This window comes from Pontibacter populi (assembly GCF_040278685.1).
Taxonomy (GTDB): Bacteria; Bacteroidota; Bacteroidia; order Cytophagales; family Hymenobacteraceae; genus Pontibacter; species Pontibacter populi.
In genome coordinates this window covers 1-16,267 of record NZ_JBEOKT010000002.1, presented here as the reverse complement: position 1 = coordinate 16,267, position 16,267 = coordinate 1, and the positions used below count along the sequence as shown (strand labels likewise).

16 protein-coding genes are annotated in these 16,267 nt (G+C 45.3%); 9 read left to right on the top strand and 7 right to left on the bottom strand.

What is annotated here, in order from left to right; all coding sequences use genetic code 11:
* Window positions 1-132 precede the first annotated feature (132 nt).
* The 5 genes from ABS362_RS01810 to ABS362_RS01790 all read left to right on the top strand — a co-directional run bounded on the left by ABS362_RS01810 (window position 133) and on the right by ABS362_RS01790 (window position 4,851).
* Window positions 133-2,082, top strand: coding sequence for an OmpA family protein (locus ABS362_RS01810; protein WP_350410480.1), 1,950 nt, complete (start codon window positions 133-135; stop codon window positions 2,080-2,082).
* Window positions 2,083-2,235: 153 nt separating this feature from the next.
* Window positions 2,236-2,958, top strand: coding sequence for a bifunctional demethylmenaquinone methyltransferase/2-methoxy-6-polyprenyl-1,4-benzoquinol methylase UbiE (gene ubiE, locus ABS362_RS01805; RefSeq protein WP_350410478.1), 723 nt, complete (start codon window positions 2,236-2,238; stop codon window positions 2,956-2,958).
* Window positions 2,907-3,680: a type IX secretion/gliding motility protein PorT/SprT gene (gene porT, locus ABS362_RS01800; protein ID WP_350410476.1), complete on the top strand. Its 774-nt coding sequence runs from the start codon at window positions 2,907-2,909 to the stop codon at window positions 3,678-3,680. Before ubiE ends, porT begins: the two co-directional genes overlap by 52 nt.
* A 7-nt stretch (window positions 3,681-3,687) precedes the next feature.
* A complete protein-coding gene (locus tag ABS362_RS01795) occupies window positions 3,688-4,443 on the top strand; it encodes an SDR family NAD(P)-dependent oxidoreductase (protein WP_350410475.1) in 756 nt (251 codons plus the stop codon).
* Between the two features lie 156 nt (window positions 4,444-4,599).
* On the top strand, window positions 4,600-4,851 hold the full coding sequence (locus ABS362_RS01790) for a hypothetical protein (RefSeq protein WP_350410474.1): 252 nt from the start codon (window positions 4,600-4,602) through the stop codon (window positions 4,849-4,851).
* 90 nt (window positions 4,852-4,941) lie between these two features.
* Here the strand turns inward: ABS362_RS01790 and ABS362_RS01785 are convergent, their stop codons facing one another.
* The 6 genes from ABS362_RS01785 to typA all read right to left on the bottom strand — a co-directional run bounded on the left by ABS362_RS01785 (window position 4,942) and on the right by typA (window position 11,952).
* Window positions 4,942-6,522 carry a hypothetical protein gene (locus ABS362_RS01785; RefSeq protein ID WP_350410472.1) on the bottom strand — a complete coding sequence of 527 codons (1,581 nt, stop codon included), beginning with the start codon at window positions 6,520-6,522 and terminating at the stop codon, window positions 4,942-4,944.
* A gap of 132 nt (window positions 6,523-6,654) precedes the next feature.
* Window positions 6,655-8,241: a hypothetical protein gene (locus ABS362_RS01780; RefSeq protein WP_350410470.1), complete on the bottom strand. Its 1,587-nt coding sequence runs from the start codon at window positions 8,239-8,241 to the stop codon at window positions 6,655-6,657.
* Window positions 8,242-8,269: 28 nt separating this feature from the next.
* Entirely contained in the window at window positions 8,270-8,464 is a 195-nt protein-coding gene (locus tag ABS362_RS01775; protein ID WP_350410468.1) for a hypothetical protein, read from the bottom strand.
* A gap of 276 nt (window positions 8,465-8,740) precedes the next feature.
* The gene (locus tag ABS362_RS01770; protein WP_350410466.1) at window positions 8,741-8,899 is read right to left on the bottom strand and encodes a hypothetical protein; all 159 of its coding nucleotides are present in this window, start codon (window positions 8,897-8,899) and stop codon (window positions 8,741-8,743) included.
* A gap of 189 nt (window positions 8,900-9,088) precedes the next feature.
* The gene (locus ABS362_RS01765; protein WP_350410465.1) at window positions 9,089-9,997 is read right to left on the bottom strand and encodes a hypothetical protein; all 909 of its coding nucleotides are present in this window, start codon (window positions 9,995-9,997) and stop codon (window positions 9,089-9,091) included.
* Window positions 9,998-10,140: 143 nt separating this feature from the next.
* Window positions 10,141-11,952 (bottom strand): translational GTPase TypA, encoded by a 1,812-nt coding sequence (gene typA, locus ABS362_RS01760; protein ID WP_350410463.1) that lies wholly within the window; start codon window positions 11,950-11,952, stop codon window positions 10,141-10,143.
* Between the two features lie 211 nt (window positions 11,953-12,163).
* On the opposite strand from typA, the gene msrB reads away from it, so the two are divergent.
* From msrB to ABS362_RS01745, 3 genes are all read left to right on the top strand, one after another.
* Window positions 12,164-12,715, top strand: a complete 552-nt coding sequence (gene msrB, locus ABS362_RS01755) for a peptide-methionine (R)-S-oxide reductase MsrB (RefSeq protein ID WP_350410461.1) — start codon at window positions 12,164-12,166, stop codon at window positions 12,713-12,715.
* Between the two features lie 132 nt (window positions 12,716-12,847).
* Window positions 12,848-13,108 carry a hypothetical protein gene (locus ABS362_RS01750; protein ID WP_350410459.1) on the top strand — a complete coding sequence of 87 codons (261 nt, stop codon included), beginning with the start codon at window positions 12,848-12,850 and terminating at the stop codon, window positions 13,106-13,108.
* Window positions 13,109-13,213: 105 nt separating this feature from the next.
* The gene (locus tag ABS362_RS01745) at window positions 13,214-13,537 is read left to right on the top strand and encodes a hypothetical protein (protein ID WP_350410458.1); all 324 of its coding nucleotides are present in this window, start codon (window positions 13,214-13,216) and stop codon (window positions 13,535-13,537) included.
* A 67-nt stretch (window positions 13,538-13,604) separates the two neighbouring features.
* Here ABS362_RS01745 and ABS362_RS01740 read toward each other — a convergent pair whose 3' ends face one another.
* Window positions 13,605-13,820, bottom strand: coding sequence for a hypothetical protein (locus ABS362_RS01740; RefSeq protein ID WP_350410456.1), 216 nt, complete (start codon window positions 13,818-13,820; stop codon window positions 13,605-13,607).
* 142 nt (window positions 13,821-13,962) lie between these two features.
* Between ABS362_RS01740 and metG the strand changes: the two genes are divergently transcribed.
* Window positions 13,963-16,005: a methionine--tRNA ligase gene (metG, locus tag ABS362_RS01735; RefSeq protein ID WP_350410455.1), complete on the top strand. Its 2,043-nt coding sequence runs from the start codon at window positions 13,963-13,965 to the stop codon at window positions 16,003-16,005.
* Window positions 16,006-16,267 lie beyond the last annotated feature (262 nt).

Below are 16,267 nucleotides of genomic sequence, written 5' to 3'. Positions count from 1 at the left end.
TAAATATATACAAACATATACCATTTTTAATATTGCTCGTATAGATGCAACATAATGGGCAGGAGTGCCTGTAACGTTTACAAATTTTACCCTCAGTCAAACCAACAAAACAGTATAACAAACCTTTACAACATGAATCAATTAGCCAAATCGTTTTCACGATTTTCTTTGCTGTTAGCCCTGTTGTGCCTGATAGCTTTTACGGCATCAGCTCAAAGTAACAGAAAGCTGATTCGGAGTGGAAACAAGCTCTTCGCAAAAGAAAATTACCGTGCTGCCGTTCCTTTTTATGAGCAGGTACTGGCCAATGATCCTGATAATGCGGATGCGTTGTATTACGCTGGTATCAGCTACATGACCTTCGATAAAGAGAAGGCAGCCGATTACCTGTACCGTGCTCAGAAGATCAAGCCGAACGTAGACCGTGACCTGGAATACTGGTTAGGCCGTGCGGACCACATCAACTATCGTTTTGATAGCGCAATAGAGCACTTTAAGGAAGCACAGAAAAACCTGCGCCGCCGCGATGAGGAGCGCCGCGAAGAATTGGCCATGCTAATTCAGCACGCAAACAATGCAAAGCGCGAAGTTGCTAACCCGAAAGATATTTTCGTGAAGAACCTGGGTGGTGTTGTTAACTCTGCTTACTCGGAGCACAGCCCTGTTATCTCTTCTGATGACAATTACCTGCTATATACTTCGCGTAGCTCTGAAGCAACGGGTGGTACTCCGGCACGTGACGGCGAATACTACGAAGATATTTTCGAATCGACCCGTACAGGTGAAGATGAGTGGTCTCCGACCAAGCGTGTATCAGGTGCCCTGAACAGCGCTGGTCACGATGCATCTATCCAGCTATTTGATAACGATACAAAACTGCTGCTTTACCGTGCTGATAACAACGGCGATATTATGGTTGCTGAGCGCCAGGCCGACGGCACATGGGGCGAGCCAAAAAGCATCGGTACAAACATCAATACCAAGCATTACGAGTCTGATGCCTTCATCACAAAAGACGGTCAGACATTATACTTCTCAACAAGCGCTTACTCTGAGTACGGCGACCTTGATATTTATGTATCAAAGCGTAATTCAGATGGCAGCTGGGCTGCACCTAAGAGCATCGGAAGCACTATAAATACGCCTTTTGATGATGACAGCCCTTACTTTGCTGACAACGGTACCTTATACTTTGCCTCTACAGGCCACAACACCATGGGTGGTTATGATATCTTCGCTTCTAAGTACGACTCAGTTGCAAGAAGATGGGCAAAGCCAGTGAACATGGGTGCACCAGTAAACACACCGGATGATGACACTTACTACAGACTTAGCCCGGATGGTAGCTATGCGTACCTGTCGTCGTACAGAATTGGCGGTTACGGTGAGAAAGATATCTACACTATAAACTATATCCGCAACGTACGTGTGCAGGGCCAGGTGTTCTCTAAAGTAGACAGCATGGCAATACCAGGTGTAGAACTGATCTTTAACGGCCAGTCAGCTGATAAACGTGCGATCTCTTATCGTGATGTTACCCGTCCTGATTCAGGTTTTTACCAGGTTGATGTTCTTTCAGGACGTAACTTCCAGGTGCAGGTATCGAAAGATGGCAAGCAGATCACTACTGAAGAACTGGAAGTTCCAATGTCGCTGAACGATACGACAACTATAGTTCGTAACTTCTACATCGATTACGTTGACACAACTGCAACCCGTGGCGGTATCATGGCTGTTAAGCCGATCTACTTCGATACAGATGAGTCTAACCTGCGTCCGGAGTCTGTAAGTGAACTGGATAGAGTAGTAGCTTACATGAAAGCGAACCCACTGGTTAATATCAGCATCGAAGGCCATTGCGACTCACGTGCAAGCGACGAGTACAACATGGCGCTGGGTAACAGACGTTCTGATGCAGCCTTCGATTACCTGGTAAGCAAAGGAATTTCTCCTAAGCGTATGGTAACTGTAAGCTACGGCGAACGCAGACCAGCTGTACCAAACACATCTGCTGAAAACATGCAGCTGAACAGAAGAACTGAGTTCAAAGTGTTGGAAAGAGCAGATCAGTCAAACAAATAATTTATAGTTGGGTTGTTAGCTTAACTACCCAGAAACTATAGAAATAAGTACAATAGAACAGGCCGGGTATTTGCCCGGCCTGTTTTTTTATATAAACCGTGTATCATAACTATAGGTGGTGTATTTTTGCCTCAATATTTTTTAATTGCAACTATGGCAGTAGTACCTTATAAAGACCAGAACGACGATAAGAAATCGCAGGTAGCGAAGATGTTTAACAACATTGCCGGCAAGTATGATTTTCTGAACCATTTCCTGAGTGCTGGCATTGACATTATCTGGCGCAAAAAAGCAGTAAGCCTGCTGGCCCCGATCAAACCAAAGCAAGTGCTGGATATTGCCACCGGCACCGCCGATTTCGCGATAGAAACGCTGCGTCTGAACCCCGATAAAATTACCGGTGTGGATATTTCGGAAGGCATGCTGGCTGTAGGGCGTGAGAAGCTGGTTAAGAAAGGGCTTACAGATAAGATAGAATTACTGTACGGAGACTCTGAAAATCTGCCTTTTGAAGATAACTCCTTCGATGCAATTACCGTAGCCTTTGGAGTGCGTAACTTCGAGAACCTGGAGAAGGGACTGGCAGAGATGTACCGTGTATTGAGACCGGGCGGCATGGCCGTGGTGCTGGAATTCTCTAACCCGCGCAGCTTCCCGATGAAACAATTGTACCATTTTTATTCCCGGAATATACTACCTATGATAGGTAAGTTCGTTTCTAAGGACAATGCGGCTTACACGTACCTGCCAGAGTCGGTGCAGGCTTTCCCGGACGGGCACGCATTTCTTAATATCTATGAAAAGGTTGGTTTTAAATCTACAAAATGGCATTCACTCACATTTGGCATAAGCGCCATTTACACCGGACGAAAATAACATTACTTACGTTACTGACATTGCTCTTAACTGCTCCTGCACTTCAGGCTCAGAAAAGATTAAACACACTTAACAAACCTGACTACGATCAGAAAAGAATACACTATGGCTTTTACCTGGCGGCACCGCTTACCCGCTATGTAATAGAACACTCGCAAGAGTATGCCGACCAACTGGCTGCTGATCCGTCTGGCGGAAATGGTACTACTAACGTAAATGCGAAATTCAGCCCTGGTTTTTATACCGGTCTGGTGCTTAATGTGCGTATTGCTGATAACCTGGATGCTCGTTTTGTGCCTGGTGTAGGGTTTTACAGCCGCAAGATCGAGTATACCAACATGCCCCAGGAATCCGGAGAGATACAGACTGAGGATAAGGTGATCAGTTCCACAATGGTAGAGTTGCCATTGCTGCTGAAGTATAAAGCCAAGCGCCGTACCAATGCCCGTATGTATTTTGTAGGCGGCATTAAACCGGGTATAGACCTGGGCAGTGGCAAAAGCGACGAGAACCCGGACCGTGGCCTGGCGGTTGAGAAATTTGACCTCGCCCTGGAATATGGCTTTGGAGTAGATATGTTTTACCCGTTCTTTAAATTTGCCCCTGAGATCCGTTTTTCGCATGGCTTAGTTAACCAGCATAAACTTACCCAGAGCCAGTACAGTCGCTTGCTGCAAAAGCAGACGAACCATAACATTTCGCTCATCCTTTTCTTTGAATAAATTATAAATGTCTAAGATAGCACTTGTAACCGGAGCAACATCTGGTATAGGACGCGCCACTGCTGTTGCGCTGGCAAAGCATGGGTACCAGCTTATTGTAACGGGTCGACGTAAAGAGCGCCTGGAAGAGCTGCAACAAGAACTGCAAGGTGTAACCACTGTTTTGCCGCTGCTGTTTGATGTGCGAATCAAAGAAGCCGTGCAGTTTGCCATTGCCTCGTTGCCGCAAGGGTGGCAGCAAATAGATGTGCTGGTAAACAACGCCGGCAACGCGCACGGGTTAGCCCCGATACAGGAAGGCTCTTTAGAAGACTGGGATGCCATGCTGGACATCAACATAAAAGGGTTGCTATATGTAAGCCATTCGGTAATTCCGTTTATGCAGCAGCAGGGCAGGGGCCACATCATTAATATCGGGTCTATAGCTGGTAAAGAAGTGTATGCCAATGGTAATGTGTATTGCGCCTCTAAGTTTGCAGTAGATGCATTATCGAAAGCCATGCGCATAGACCTGATACAAACTGGAATTAAAGTATCTGAAGTAAACCCGGGCCTTGTTGAAACTGAGTTTTCGGAGGTTAGGTTTAAAGGCGACAAGGAGCGTGCTGCCGGTGTTTATCAAGGTTATCAGGCGCTGCAGGCCGAAGATATCGCTGACCTAATCGCATTTATAGTTAGTCGTCCGCCACACGTAAACCTTGCTGAGGTGATGATATTGCCTGCTGCACAAGCATCGGCAACTGTAGTGAATAAGAACCTTTAAGGTTAGCCGCTCTGCAACATATTTGGAGTTTAACGCGTGTATGCGGCACTCTTTGTAAAGTTTGTTTTAAACCCCGCCAGAACTATGGCCGTACCTAAAAGGGTACCTGCAACTTATGCAGGTACCCTTTTATATTTAGAACTAGCATACCAAACTATGAAAAATCAGAAAGAAGATAAGAACCAGCAGATGAAGCAGCACAAAAACGATCCGGCAACCGTTCCGGCAACAAAGCAGGATAAGGGGATATCAAACGATGCCAATTTTAAAGGTGCTGTAAATACAGGCCAGGCTGGCACAAAGCCAACCGCTAGTCAGCAACAGGGGCAGGGCGCAAAAAATGCCAAAGACCATAATACCCGTAGCGGCAGCGATAGTGGCCAGAATACAAACAAGAAAGATCGCTAAACGGACATAGCTTAATAACTGTAAAAAAGCGGGCAGTATCTGAAAAGATGCTGCCCGCTTTGCATTTGCGCTAACTATAGTTTGGTGTGGTTAATCGAGGTAGAAGTGGAGCAGGAATCCTGCACCTGAAAAGTCCTTTGCGCGCAGATTATCATTATGTACTACTTTTATTTTATCGCCTGTTTTATAGTTATTGCCATAGGTACTATCAGAAATAACGATGCGGCTGCTTTTGTTTTTGCCTTCTGAGGTGTAAGTGTCCTCTCCTTCGCCACCCCAGATGCTGATCTTTATACCGGGCGTGTAGTTTCCTTCTATTACAAAATGGTCTTTGCCGTCTAAACCATAAAGTATAAGGTTTTTGGTCTGGGTAGCATTAAAAGTTCTGTCGTAAAGCAGGTCTTTTACTTCCTCGTCCTTGTTGGTTTTGTATACCTGCACCTGAACTTCGTTTTTATTCAGCACCTTCACTATAAAGCGTTCGTGTTTATCGCTGCCAACTATAAGTGCTTCTCTGGCAAGTATGTTATAGTAGTCGTGGGCTATTTCATACACGTTATCTCTGCGGGCTTTTAGTTTTTCTATGATCGGTTCCGCTGTTAAACTATAGATCGGGTCGGGCATTTTCTTGAACGAGCTTTCAATTACCTGGTCGGTTAAGGCGGCTTTTACACTATCTGCAATCTCGAGCCATTCTTGCTGACTTAGTTCTGATAGGATAAGAGCATCTAAATGACGGGCGTTATAGTTCAGTTTTTCGAGGTTGCCAACACGCTTGCGGTATGTTCTGAAGTGTGGCTTAAATTTCAGGAGGCGCGTGATCCAGGGAATAGGCGCATCGTGCAGTTTGTAAAATACATTGTCGCGGTCGCGGGGCACAGGGCGATAGGTGTAAACTTTATCTTTTGGCTCCAGCTCGGCCCAGCGCCAGTTGTCTTCGTGGCGGCTCCAGTCGCCTATCAGCATATCAAATAAGCGGGCACGCAGGTAATTGCGGGCATCTACCCTGGTGTCGTTATCCGAGAGGCGTTCGGTAAGCATAGAGCGGGTGCTTTTTACCTTTTCTGCATTACCCATGTTCGGGTTATCCTGCTGGTTGCCATCCGGGCGGCGCTCTATTAAAGCTATAGTTCCACCCATCTCATCCAGGTACTCGCCCAGTTTCGGGTCGTGGGGGATATAAACTATTTCCGGATCAGTATGATACACACCAATGGCATCTGCCATCTCAGGCAGAACGAGTGCTGCATACGGATGCGTGGCACTGGTAGCGTCTCGTGCAATGTTGGCAATATAACTTTCCTGCCACCTCGGCGATAGCGCTCCTGCAGGTTCTTTGTCTATAGAGCGTAACACATATTCTATGCTGTCCTTGGTTTGTGCGCGCAAGCTTATAGTTTGCCGGCTGCCGCCCATTTTAAGCGGTTGCAAGCCACCGAAGGCAGTGCTCAGGTCTAATACCTTCAGGTTAACGGGCGTGTACCAGGCGTTGCGGTAATGCTTGCCATAAAGCAAGGTGTGTAGGGGGCCGCGCTTATAGTGTGCCCCCGCTGGTAGAGTTATGGTGCTGTCGGTATAGTTTGTAACTGTAGCGGCGCTTGCAGGCGCGCTTAAAACCTGCCGCACCGTGTGCGGATACCGCTGGCAACTGCCCAGGAGCACAGCAAGCATAAGCCCGAAAAGTATACGATGTACATGCAAGGTTTTAATAATTGAAACAGCAGATTTATAATTCATTATTACATAATAAGCGTCAGAAGTCGCAAACTTTTTAAATTTATAATTTTCTAACTCCTAAATTTTCTAGAATCCTTCGCGGTCAAAGGCGTGAACTCTGACGTCGTTCGTGGTTTTGTTTTTGGTTTCGGGGCCGGCTTCCAGCTCAGTTCCACGTTTGGTATCGTATACCCATGTTTTCTTGCTGCCACTTTTAACCTTCGACTTGTCCTTTATCTCGTCCTCGCCACGGCCACCTACTATCACAACTTTAATCCCTTTCTCTACTTCGCCACTAACCTCAAACTCATCGTCTTCGGCAAGGCCGTGCAGAGTGATAACCTTGGTTTCGGAGCGTAAAAAGGTTCGGCGGTACATCACGACCTTATCTGATTTGCGTCTAACTATAACTTCAGTCTCATCGTTGTTGAGGCGTTTTACTTCAAACTCATCTTCCTCGTCGGTGCCAACTACCAGTGGTTCTTCAGCTAAGATTTCGTAAAATTCGGAGGCTGCTTTAGGTAACTGGTCGCGGCGGCTTCGTAGTTTTCGTGCTGTAGTTTCGCCTTCCAGTTTGTACACTTCATCCGGGAAGCGGCGTACCGCTTTTTCGATCACTTCATCGGTAATAGCTTTCTGCAGTACCACGGCAAGCGAATCGAACTGCTGGCGTGTGACCGCAGACAAAGCGCGTTTGTCCAGGAACTCGGCATTCATGGTCAGGGCAAACACGTCGTTATAGTCATCATCAAAAGATTCGAACTTACGGATAGCCCAGTTACGGCTGAATATCCAGGGAATGATACCGTCCTGGAAGCGGTAAAACACATTGTCGCGGTCTTTTGGTATGGGACGGTAAATGGTGTTGTCATTCTTTTTGTATTCGGCCCATTCCCATTGACCTTCGTGGCGGTCCCAGTCGTGTATAAGCAGGTCGAGCAGGCGTGCTTTTGCGAAGGACTGCTGATCTATTAAATGGTTATTTTCTTCGTATCGATTGTTCAGCATTTTACCTGATCCTGTAATGTCCACGGCATCACCCAGGGCAGGAGTCAGCGTGTTTTTCCCGTCAAACTTTTCTTCTATCAGGAATACCTTATCACTAAAGCGTTCGGTGTGCTCATCAAAGCTGGTGTCGTTGGGGTGCACATATACCAGCCGTGGCGTGGAGTGCGGAATGCCGGCAGCCTGTGCCAGCGGTGGTATGGCAAGCGCCCCATACGGGTTTATGGCAGTGGTCTGGTCGCGAAGTATGTTGGCTACAGCGGTTTTGCGCAGTGGCTTTGGTACAACCAGCACGGGGTCTTTGTCCAGGGAGCGCAGGGCGTAGGTAAAACCAGTACTATCAGAAAGCGTCATGCTGGTGGTCTGGAAGCCTCCGCCCAGTTTCTCAAAAGTAAGGCCACCTTTCAGGGTATCCATCTCGAAAACCGGTACTTTAACTTCGGCGGTCCATAGCGGGCGGTAGTGCGACCCCCAGAACACACGGTGCAGCCAACCGCGCTTATAGTGCTTGCCAGCTTTTATAGTTACACTATCAATAGTATGAGGGGTTTCCAGTAGCTGTTTGTACACAGCAGGATCGGTAACGGGTGTTTCGGCGTAGAAATTTTTGCGGGCACAGCCGCTTATAATTATCAGTGCAAGCAAAGCCTGCAAGTATATCAATTTCATAGTAGCAAGAATATTATCTTGACACTATCTAACGTAAATCAGATATAATGTTTACAGGCGAGGCCAAACTATAGTTTAGTGAAGGGCAATTTATAGTTAGGGAATGGAAGTTATAGTTGGTGGTTTTGAACGAAATATAGTTTCCGGCAAAAAAAACTATAGTTCCCTGACCAGTTTTCAACAGCCGGAGATTTTTAAATTTAGTAACTACAGTAAGATCCATGTAGAGACGCAATATTTTGCGTCTCCAAAGGCCGCCCGAATAGCAATAACTGAAGCTACAAGAACTATGGCTGCAGCTTAAACTATAAGGATTTTTATTACAGCCTGTCGCGGGCCACGCAAAATATTGCGTCTCTACATCGTTCGTAACCATCACGAAAGCGAACTGAATAAGAGTAATATACTAACCCCAAACTATAACACACCCCATAACAAAAATCCCCGGTCAGAATTACCTGGCCGGGGATTTTATAGTTTATAGTTTCAGCAGCTTATGCTACTTTATTTTGTCAGGGCTTATAGTTTTGATTACTCCGTTTTCGCTAATAACTATAGGCTGACCCAGTTCCTTTTTTTGAAGGATTAACTTCTGAGCTGAGATCTTCATGGCTTCTACAATACTGTCTCTTATTTCCTTTATCTCTGTAGTTTTCATCGTATCATATTCTTTAATTTGTTATGCCTATCTAAATCATGAATTTGATAGCTATCAGCTTCAGGCTTTTCATAAATCAAAATAGGGGTGTTTCTTGAGTTGTCATACACAAGCACAACATCACATATTTGCTACTTTTAAAAGCATGTGCTGTTAATTTGATTTTACTTCAGTGCTCTTATAGATTAATTATTTTTTAATTGTCGCAATACTTTTAACATACTCCTTCAAGTTATACTTTTCAATAAAGAAATTTGCATTCATAGTACGAGATACATAACTACTAATTGAAGATGCAATAATATCTCCAGTTTCAGCACGCATTACATATTGATTGGCTCTATCATTATTTGATGATGTCCCTTGAATAATTATAAAAGCATAGCCTGGAGTCTTATTTAAGATGACTTCATCAATTCTTTCCTTTGAAGTGATCTCATATCTTAGGCCATAATTTTTTTCAATTTCGTCTCGGGTCAGCTTTCTGTATACTTTCTTTTCATCAATAAGCAGTGTTAACTCTTTTAACTCAGTAGAATTTAAACCGTCCTTATATTCAAATTTCTTTCCCTCTTCAACAGATTTGTTCAAAAAATGCTGGATATGCATAAGAGATTTTGCTACTTCAGCAGGTGTAACAACTATATCATGCAGTTTGTATAGGTAGATTTTTTTATCAGGCTGTTCAGATAGGCTGAGTATAAAATAATTTGTAGGATAAATAGTTACAGTCGGATGGTCTTCATTATAATTAAAAAGCTCCCGAAGCTGGAGTATAGCGTATTTCTCAGGAGTCTTTTTATTGGTTGTATATTTACTAATCTCTTCTGGCTTAATAAATATTATTTCGGCTTCGTCTTTCCAATAGTCTGAAATGCTTTTAACCATAAACCTATTGACACGGTTAAATGCTGTATCCTGTTCTACATTATAGTATTTCTTGAACTGCTTACCGGCTGTCTCATTAAGCACAATTACCAAAGGCCTTTTTTTGAATTCTTCTAAATCGTTAATGCTGCCTGATAAGCGTTGAGCTTCGATATTAGTACTAACTAATTGAAATAAAACAAAAACAATTAAGGTAAAATTTATCTTCATGATTTTCTTATATACAGTATTTAATATCTCTGTAAGATAGTACTAAATATGGTATATAAGAATACATATATTATAACCCTAAAACAAAAATCCCCGGCCAGAATTACCTGACCGGGGATTTTAAAGTTTATAGTTGAGGCAGCTTATGCTACTTCTTCTTTCTTGCTCATACGGTTACGCTCGTTCTCGTCTAAGTAGATCTTGCGCATACGGATGCTCTTAGGAGTTACTTCCAGCAATTCATCCTTCTGGATGTATTCCATGGCTTCTTCCAGAGAGAATTTCTTGGCAGGAGCGATCTTTACGTTGTTATCAGAACCGGAAGCACGCATGTTTGTCAGCTTCTTACCTTTCTGAATGTTAACCGTGATGTCGTTCTGGCGGCTGTGCTCACCAATTACCTGGCCCATGTACACATCTACACCCGGATCAACGAAGAATACACCTCTGTCCTGAAGTTTATCGATAGAGTAAGCCGTTCCCGGACCCTGCTCCATAGAGATGATAGAACCATTTATACGACCTGGGATTGTACCTTTATGCGGCTCGTACGCCATGAAACGGTGGTTCATGATCGCCTCACCAGCAGTTGCAGTAAGTACGTTGTTACGAAGACCGATAAGACCACGTGCAGGAATGTTGAACTCCAGGTGCTGCAGGTCGCCCTTAGGCTCCATAATAGTTAACTCGCCTTTACGCTGCGTTACCAGTTCAATTACCTTACCGGCAGTTTCTTCAGGCACGTCAACAACCATGTGCTCGATAGGCTCGCAACGAACACCATCAATTTCTTTATAGATTACCTGTGGCTGACCTACCTGTAACTCATAACCTTCACGGCGCATAGTTTCGATAAGTACTGACAAGTGAAGGATACCACGACCGAATACCAGGAAAGTATCTTCACGGTCGGTTTCCTGTACGCGCAGTGCCAGGTTTTTCTCAGTTTCTTTGAATAAACGATCACGAAGGTGACGTGATGTTACGAATTTGCCCTCTTTGCCGAAGAAAGGAGAGTTGTTGATCGTGAACAACATGTTCATCGTTGGCTCATCTATAGAGATACGTGCCAGTGGCTCCGGGTTCTCAGCATCAGCGATGGTATCACCAATGTCAAAACCTTCGATACCGGTTACAGCGCAGATCTCTCCGGCTGATACTTCGGCAACGCTCTTACGGCCTAGACCTTCAAATATCTGTAGTTCGGCAATTTTACCTTTCTTGATAGTACCATCAGCTTTGCAAAGCGCGATTGGCATACCTTCTTTAAGCGTACCACGGTGCACACGACCGATAGCGATACGACCCACAAAAGAAGAATAGTCAAGAGACGTGATCTGCATCTGCGGCGTACCTTCACGGAACGGAGCAGCTGGTATCACATCAATGATAGCATCTAAAAGAGGCGTGATGTTGTCAGTTGGCTGAGTCCAGTCAGTGCTCATCCAACCCTGCTTTGATGAACCGTAAAGTGTTACGAAGTCTAGCTGATCTTCGGTAGCATCCAGGTTAAACATCAGGTCGAATACCTGCTCGTGCACTTCATCAGGACGGCAGTTTTCTTTGTCTACTTTATTTACCACCACGATCGGCTTAAGACCAAGCTGAATAGCTTTACCTAATACGAAACGTGTCTGTGGCATGGCACCTTCAAAAGCATCTACTAAAAGTAGTACACCATCGGCCATTTTAAGTACACGCTCTACCTCACCACCGAAGTCGGCGTGACCAGGCGTGTCAATAATGTTGATCTTAACGTCTTTGTAGCGAACCGACACGTTTTTGGAAACGATCGTGATACCGCGTTCGCGTTCCAGGTCGTTGTTGTCCAAAATAAGGTCATCAAAGTGCTGGTGGTCAGCGAATAGCTTTGAAGCGTGGATGATCTTGTCCACGAGCGTTGTCTTGCCGTGGTCTACGTGTGCGATAATCGCGATATTTCGAATGTTCTGCATTGAATTGGTTTTTCGAGCCGCAAAAGTACTAAAAAGGCTTGATAATTTAGTAGCCCGCTCGAAATAAAGAGGTTATGTTTCTATTATTTTCTTCAGGATCAAGTACTGACGCTGATTAAGGGGCAAACATAAGGCGCCTGAAGTTTGTTCATTTCCTGCACAATTATTGCATATCTCAAAGCAAAACACGCTTTTAACCGTAAAACCAACTATGAGCTACCTACAATTTATACTTATAGCTGCGGCATTAAATTTTTTTGGCTGCAACCAACCCGATCAACCCGAAATAGCCGCTTTTACTACGGCAACTACCGGCGATGCCCCGTTATCGGAAGCTCAAACCGGCAAACTGAACCGCCAAACGCAGCTCGATACGGTGTATAAAACCGAGGCCCAATGGAAAAAAATACTTAACTCGCAGCAGTATTATGTGCTCCGGAAAAAAGGTACAGAGCCCGCTTTCAGGAATAAATATAACGCCAACAAAGCCAAAGGTATTTACCATTGCGCCGGCTGTAACAATCCTGTTTTCAGTTCCGAAACCAAATTCGATTCCGGTACCGGCTGGCCCAGCTTCTGGAAACCGATTGCCAGCTATAGAATTAAAGAAGTGACAGACCGAAGTGGCGGCATGATACGCACCGAAGTTGTGTGTGCACGTTGTGGCGGCCATCTGGGCCACGTATTTGATGATGGCCCCAAACCAACCGGCCTTCGCTATTGCCTAAACTCTGCTGCTTTAAATTTTGTGCCGAAGAAGTGATGGCTGATTATCTGAACCGGGATTTTCAGGATATATTGGTATTAAACCTATTAGAATAACTATCAACCACTAACAATCAACTATAAAATGTAGCTGCCGTACTTTTTATCCTGAACCTTAAATTATAAAACTATGACAGAGCTACATTCAGAATCAGAGAATATAGAGAATTTATCGCAGGTAATGATGGATGCTTTCCGGACGAAAGACCTGAAAGAAGGCGAAGTGCTGCGTTACCAGGAGCTTTACCCGATACTGCAGGAGAAATACCCGAAATATAAAGACGTGCAAAAAGAGGCAGAGCAGCATCTAGCCAAACTCTCTTACGTAAATCCTGCGCCAGACGGACTGATGCTGACCCAGATCGGTTACAGATCTCTAACAGAAAAGTAATGCAACTATAAACCTGTAATAATCCTGTTGAAATGTACTTTGCTGCCGTATACTTTACTATAAGTGCGTGACCTATAGTTACGTACCTGTTTAAAGTAGCAAATTATGAGAAGGTATATAACAGCTATAGTTGGGTTGGCGGTGCTGGGTTTAACGTCCTGTACCTCATTATCGGAAGGGGAGGAAGGTGCCCCGGGCGTTGAACGGAACCAGCGCGTGCGTTACCGCGGTGATGCCGGTGCAGGCCTGCGCGAAAGGATGGATGAACAGTCGAGTGACATAAACCGGAAACGGAATATTGAGGAATCTGGCAGGAACAACCCGGCTATGAAACCACCAGAAATAAGACCGGAGCAGTTACCACATTCTCCGGTAGATACCACCAAACACACACCACGGCCGGTGAACCGAAAAAGAGGAGGTGACTAAACTATAAAAGAAGGGGTGCTGCATTACTAAAATGCTGCGCCCCTTCTTTTATAGTTTTCCGATAAACTTATTTGCTTACATCATCCGGTTCCTGGTCCACGTCGCCTAAATGCAGTTCATCCGGTTCCAGGTCCACGTACACTTCGTGGTCGGGTGGCGTGGTCTCCGATTCGCGTCTGTCTTCTTTCGTGGTCGGGTTTTTACTGATGTCTTTCTTTTCGCTTTTTTCTCCGAGGCTGTCTTTGTCGCCTTTTTTTGTGTGGGCGTTATCTTTCTGCTTCATGTTAAAGTATACAGTAGGTGATGTTCAGTTTACGGAAGAAGGGCGCAGAAGTAACTATAGTTTCCTGATTTTATAGTTTGATGGAAGTATAGCAGGGCGCAATCTGTCTGCTATTCGTATATTTGCTTTTTTAAGAAGAAAAATGACTACAACTACTCCCAAACGCTATACTGTAACGGCAGCTTTGCCTTATGCCAATGGCCCTGTTCACATCGGGCACCTGGCTGGGGTTTACTTGCCGGCTGATATTTACGTGCGCTACCTGCGCCTGCAAAACCGCGATGTAAAGTTTATTTGCGGCTCCGATGAGCACGGTGTGCCGATAACGATACGCGCTAAAAAAGAAGGCATTACGCCGCAGCAGGCCGTAGATAAGTACCATGAGCTGATCAAGCAATCGTTCGCTGATTTTAATATCTCGTTCGATGTATACGATCGCACTTCTTCTAAAATACACCACGAAACAGCTTCCGATTTTTTCCTGAAACTATACAACGACGGCAAGTTTATAGAGCAGACCACCCAGCAGTACTACGACGAAGAAGCAAAGCAATTTTTAGCGGACCGTTATATAGTGGGTACCTGCCCTAAATGTGGCAACGAAAATGCCTACGGCGACCAGTGCGAAAGCTGTGGAACTTCTCTTAATGCTACCGACCTCATCAACCCGAAAAGCACGCTGAGTGGCGCTGTGCCTGTAATGCGCGAAACAAAGCACTGGTACCTGCCGCTTAACGAGTACGAAGCCTGGCTGCGCGAATGGATAGTGGATGGCCATAAAGGCGACTGGAAACCAAACGTGTATGGGCAGTGCAAATCGTGGATAGACCAGGGGCTGCAGCCTCGTGCCGTAACCAGAGATTTAGACTGGGGCGTGCCAGTACCTGTAGCAGGTGCCGAAGGTAAAGTATTGTATGTATGGTTTGACGCGCCGATCGGTTATATATCGGCAACCAAAGCCTTAACCCCGGATTGGGAAAAATACTGGAAAGACAAAGACTCCAAGTTGGTGCATTTCATCGGTAAGGATAACATTGTATTCCATTGCATTATCTTCCCGAGCATGCTGAAAGCGCACGGCGATTATATTTTACCAGACAACGTGCCTGCCAACGAATTCCTGAACCTGGAAGGGGACAAAATATCCACGTCGCGAAACTGGGCGGTGTGGCTGCATGAGTATCTCGAAGATTTTAAAGGCAAAGGCGATGTGCTGCGTTATGCACTTTGCGCAAATGCTCCCGAGACCAAAGACAATGACTTTACCTGGAAAGATTACCAGGCCCGCAACAATAACGAGCTGCTGGCTATTCTGGGCAACTTTATAAACCGTGCTGTAGTGCTTACCCAAAAGTATTACAACGGCGCTGTACCTACCCGTAACGAGCTGCAGGACTACGACAAAGAAGTGCTGGGTGTGCTGGAAGGTATGCCAATGGTGATTGCCGCGCACATAGAGCGTTATAAATTCCGTGATGCCCTTAGCGAACTGATGAACCTGGCACGTTTGGGTAATAAATACCTGGCCGATACCGAGCCGTGGAAACTGATAAAAACAGACGAAGAGCGCGTAAAAACAATAATGAACATTGCGCTTCAGATCTCTGGTAGCCTGGCTATACTTATGGAGCCATTCCTGCCGGATTCTGCTGCGAAACTACGCGCCATGCTGAACATGGAAGCAGGTATGTGGGCTGATGCCGGCGCCGCCGATCTGTTGAAAGAAGGACATGTAATTGGCACGCCTGCCTTATTGTTCGAGAAAGTGGAAGATGCAGCTGTAGAAGCCCAGGTTCAGAAGTTACTGGATACTAAAAAAGCGAACGAAATGGCCAATGCCGTAACCGAACCAGCGAAGGAGAATATTTCATTCGAGGACTTCTCTAAAATGGATATACGTATCGGTACTATACTTACTGCCGAGAAAGTAGCCAAAACCAAAAAGCTCCTGAAGCTAACTATAGATACAGGTATCGACCAGCGTACTGTAGTGAGTGGAATTGCCGAATTCTTTAACCCGGAGGAAATTGTTGGTCAGCAGGTGAGTATACTTGTAAACCTGGCACCACGCGACATTAAAGGCATCACCAGCCAGGGCATGATCCTGATGGCTGAGAATGCAGATGGTTCGCTTGCTTTTGTACAGCCAAGTGTTGCTGTGAAACCTGGTGGAACAGTATCGTAAACTATAGTTTGATCATAAAAGAAAAGCCCCGCAGCTAGCTATAGTTGCGGGGCTTTTTTGTGAATAGGCATAATATTTCGAAATCCTATCCCGCAACTATAGTTTCGGTATTCGCAACTATAGCCTGCTTTGCAAACCGTTGTTTTTCCATCTGGTGGATGACCAGGTATAAACCGACAGCTGCAACTATAGCCAGTCCACCGCAAGCCCACCACAGCATATCGAAACTATAGGCTGCAATTATGCTGGTGCCCAGGTAGGG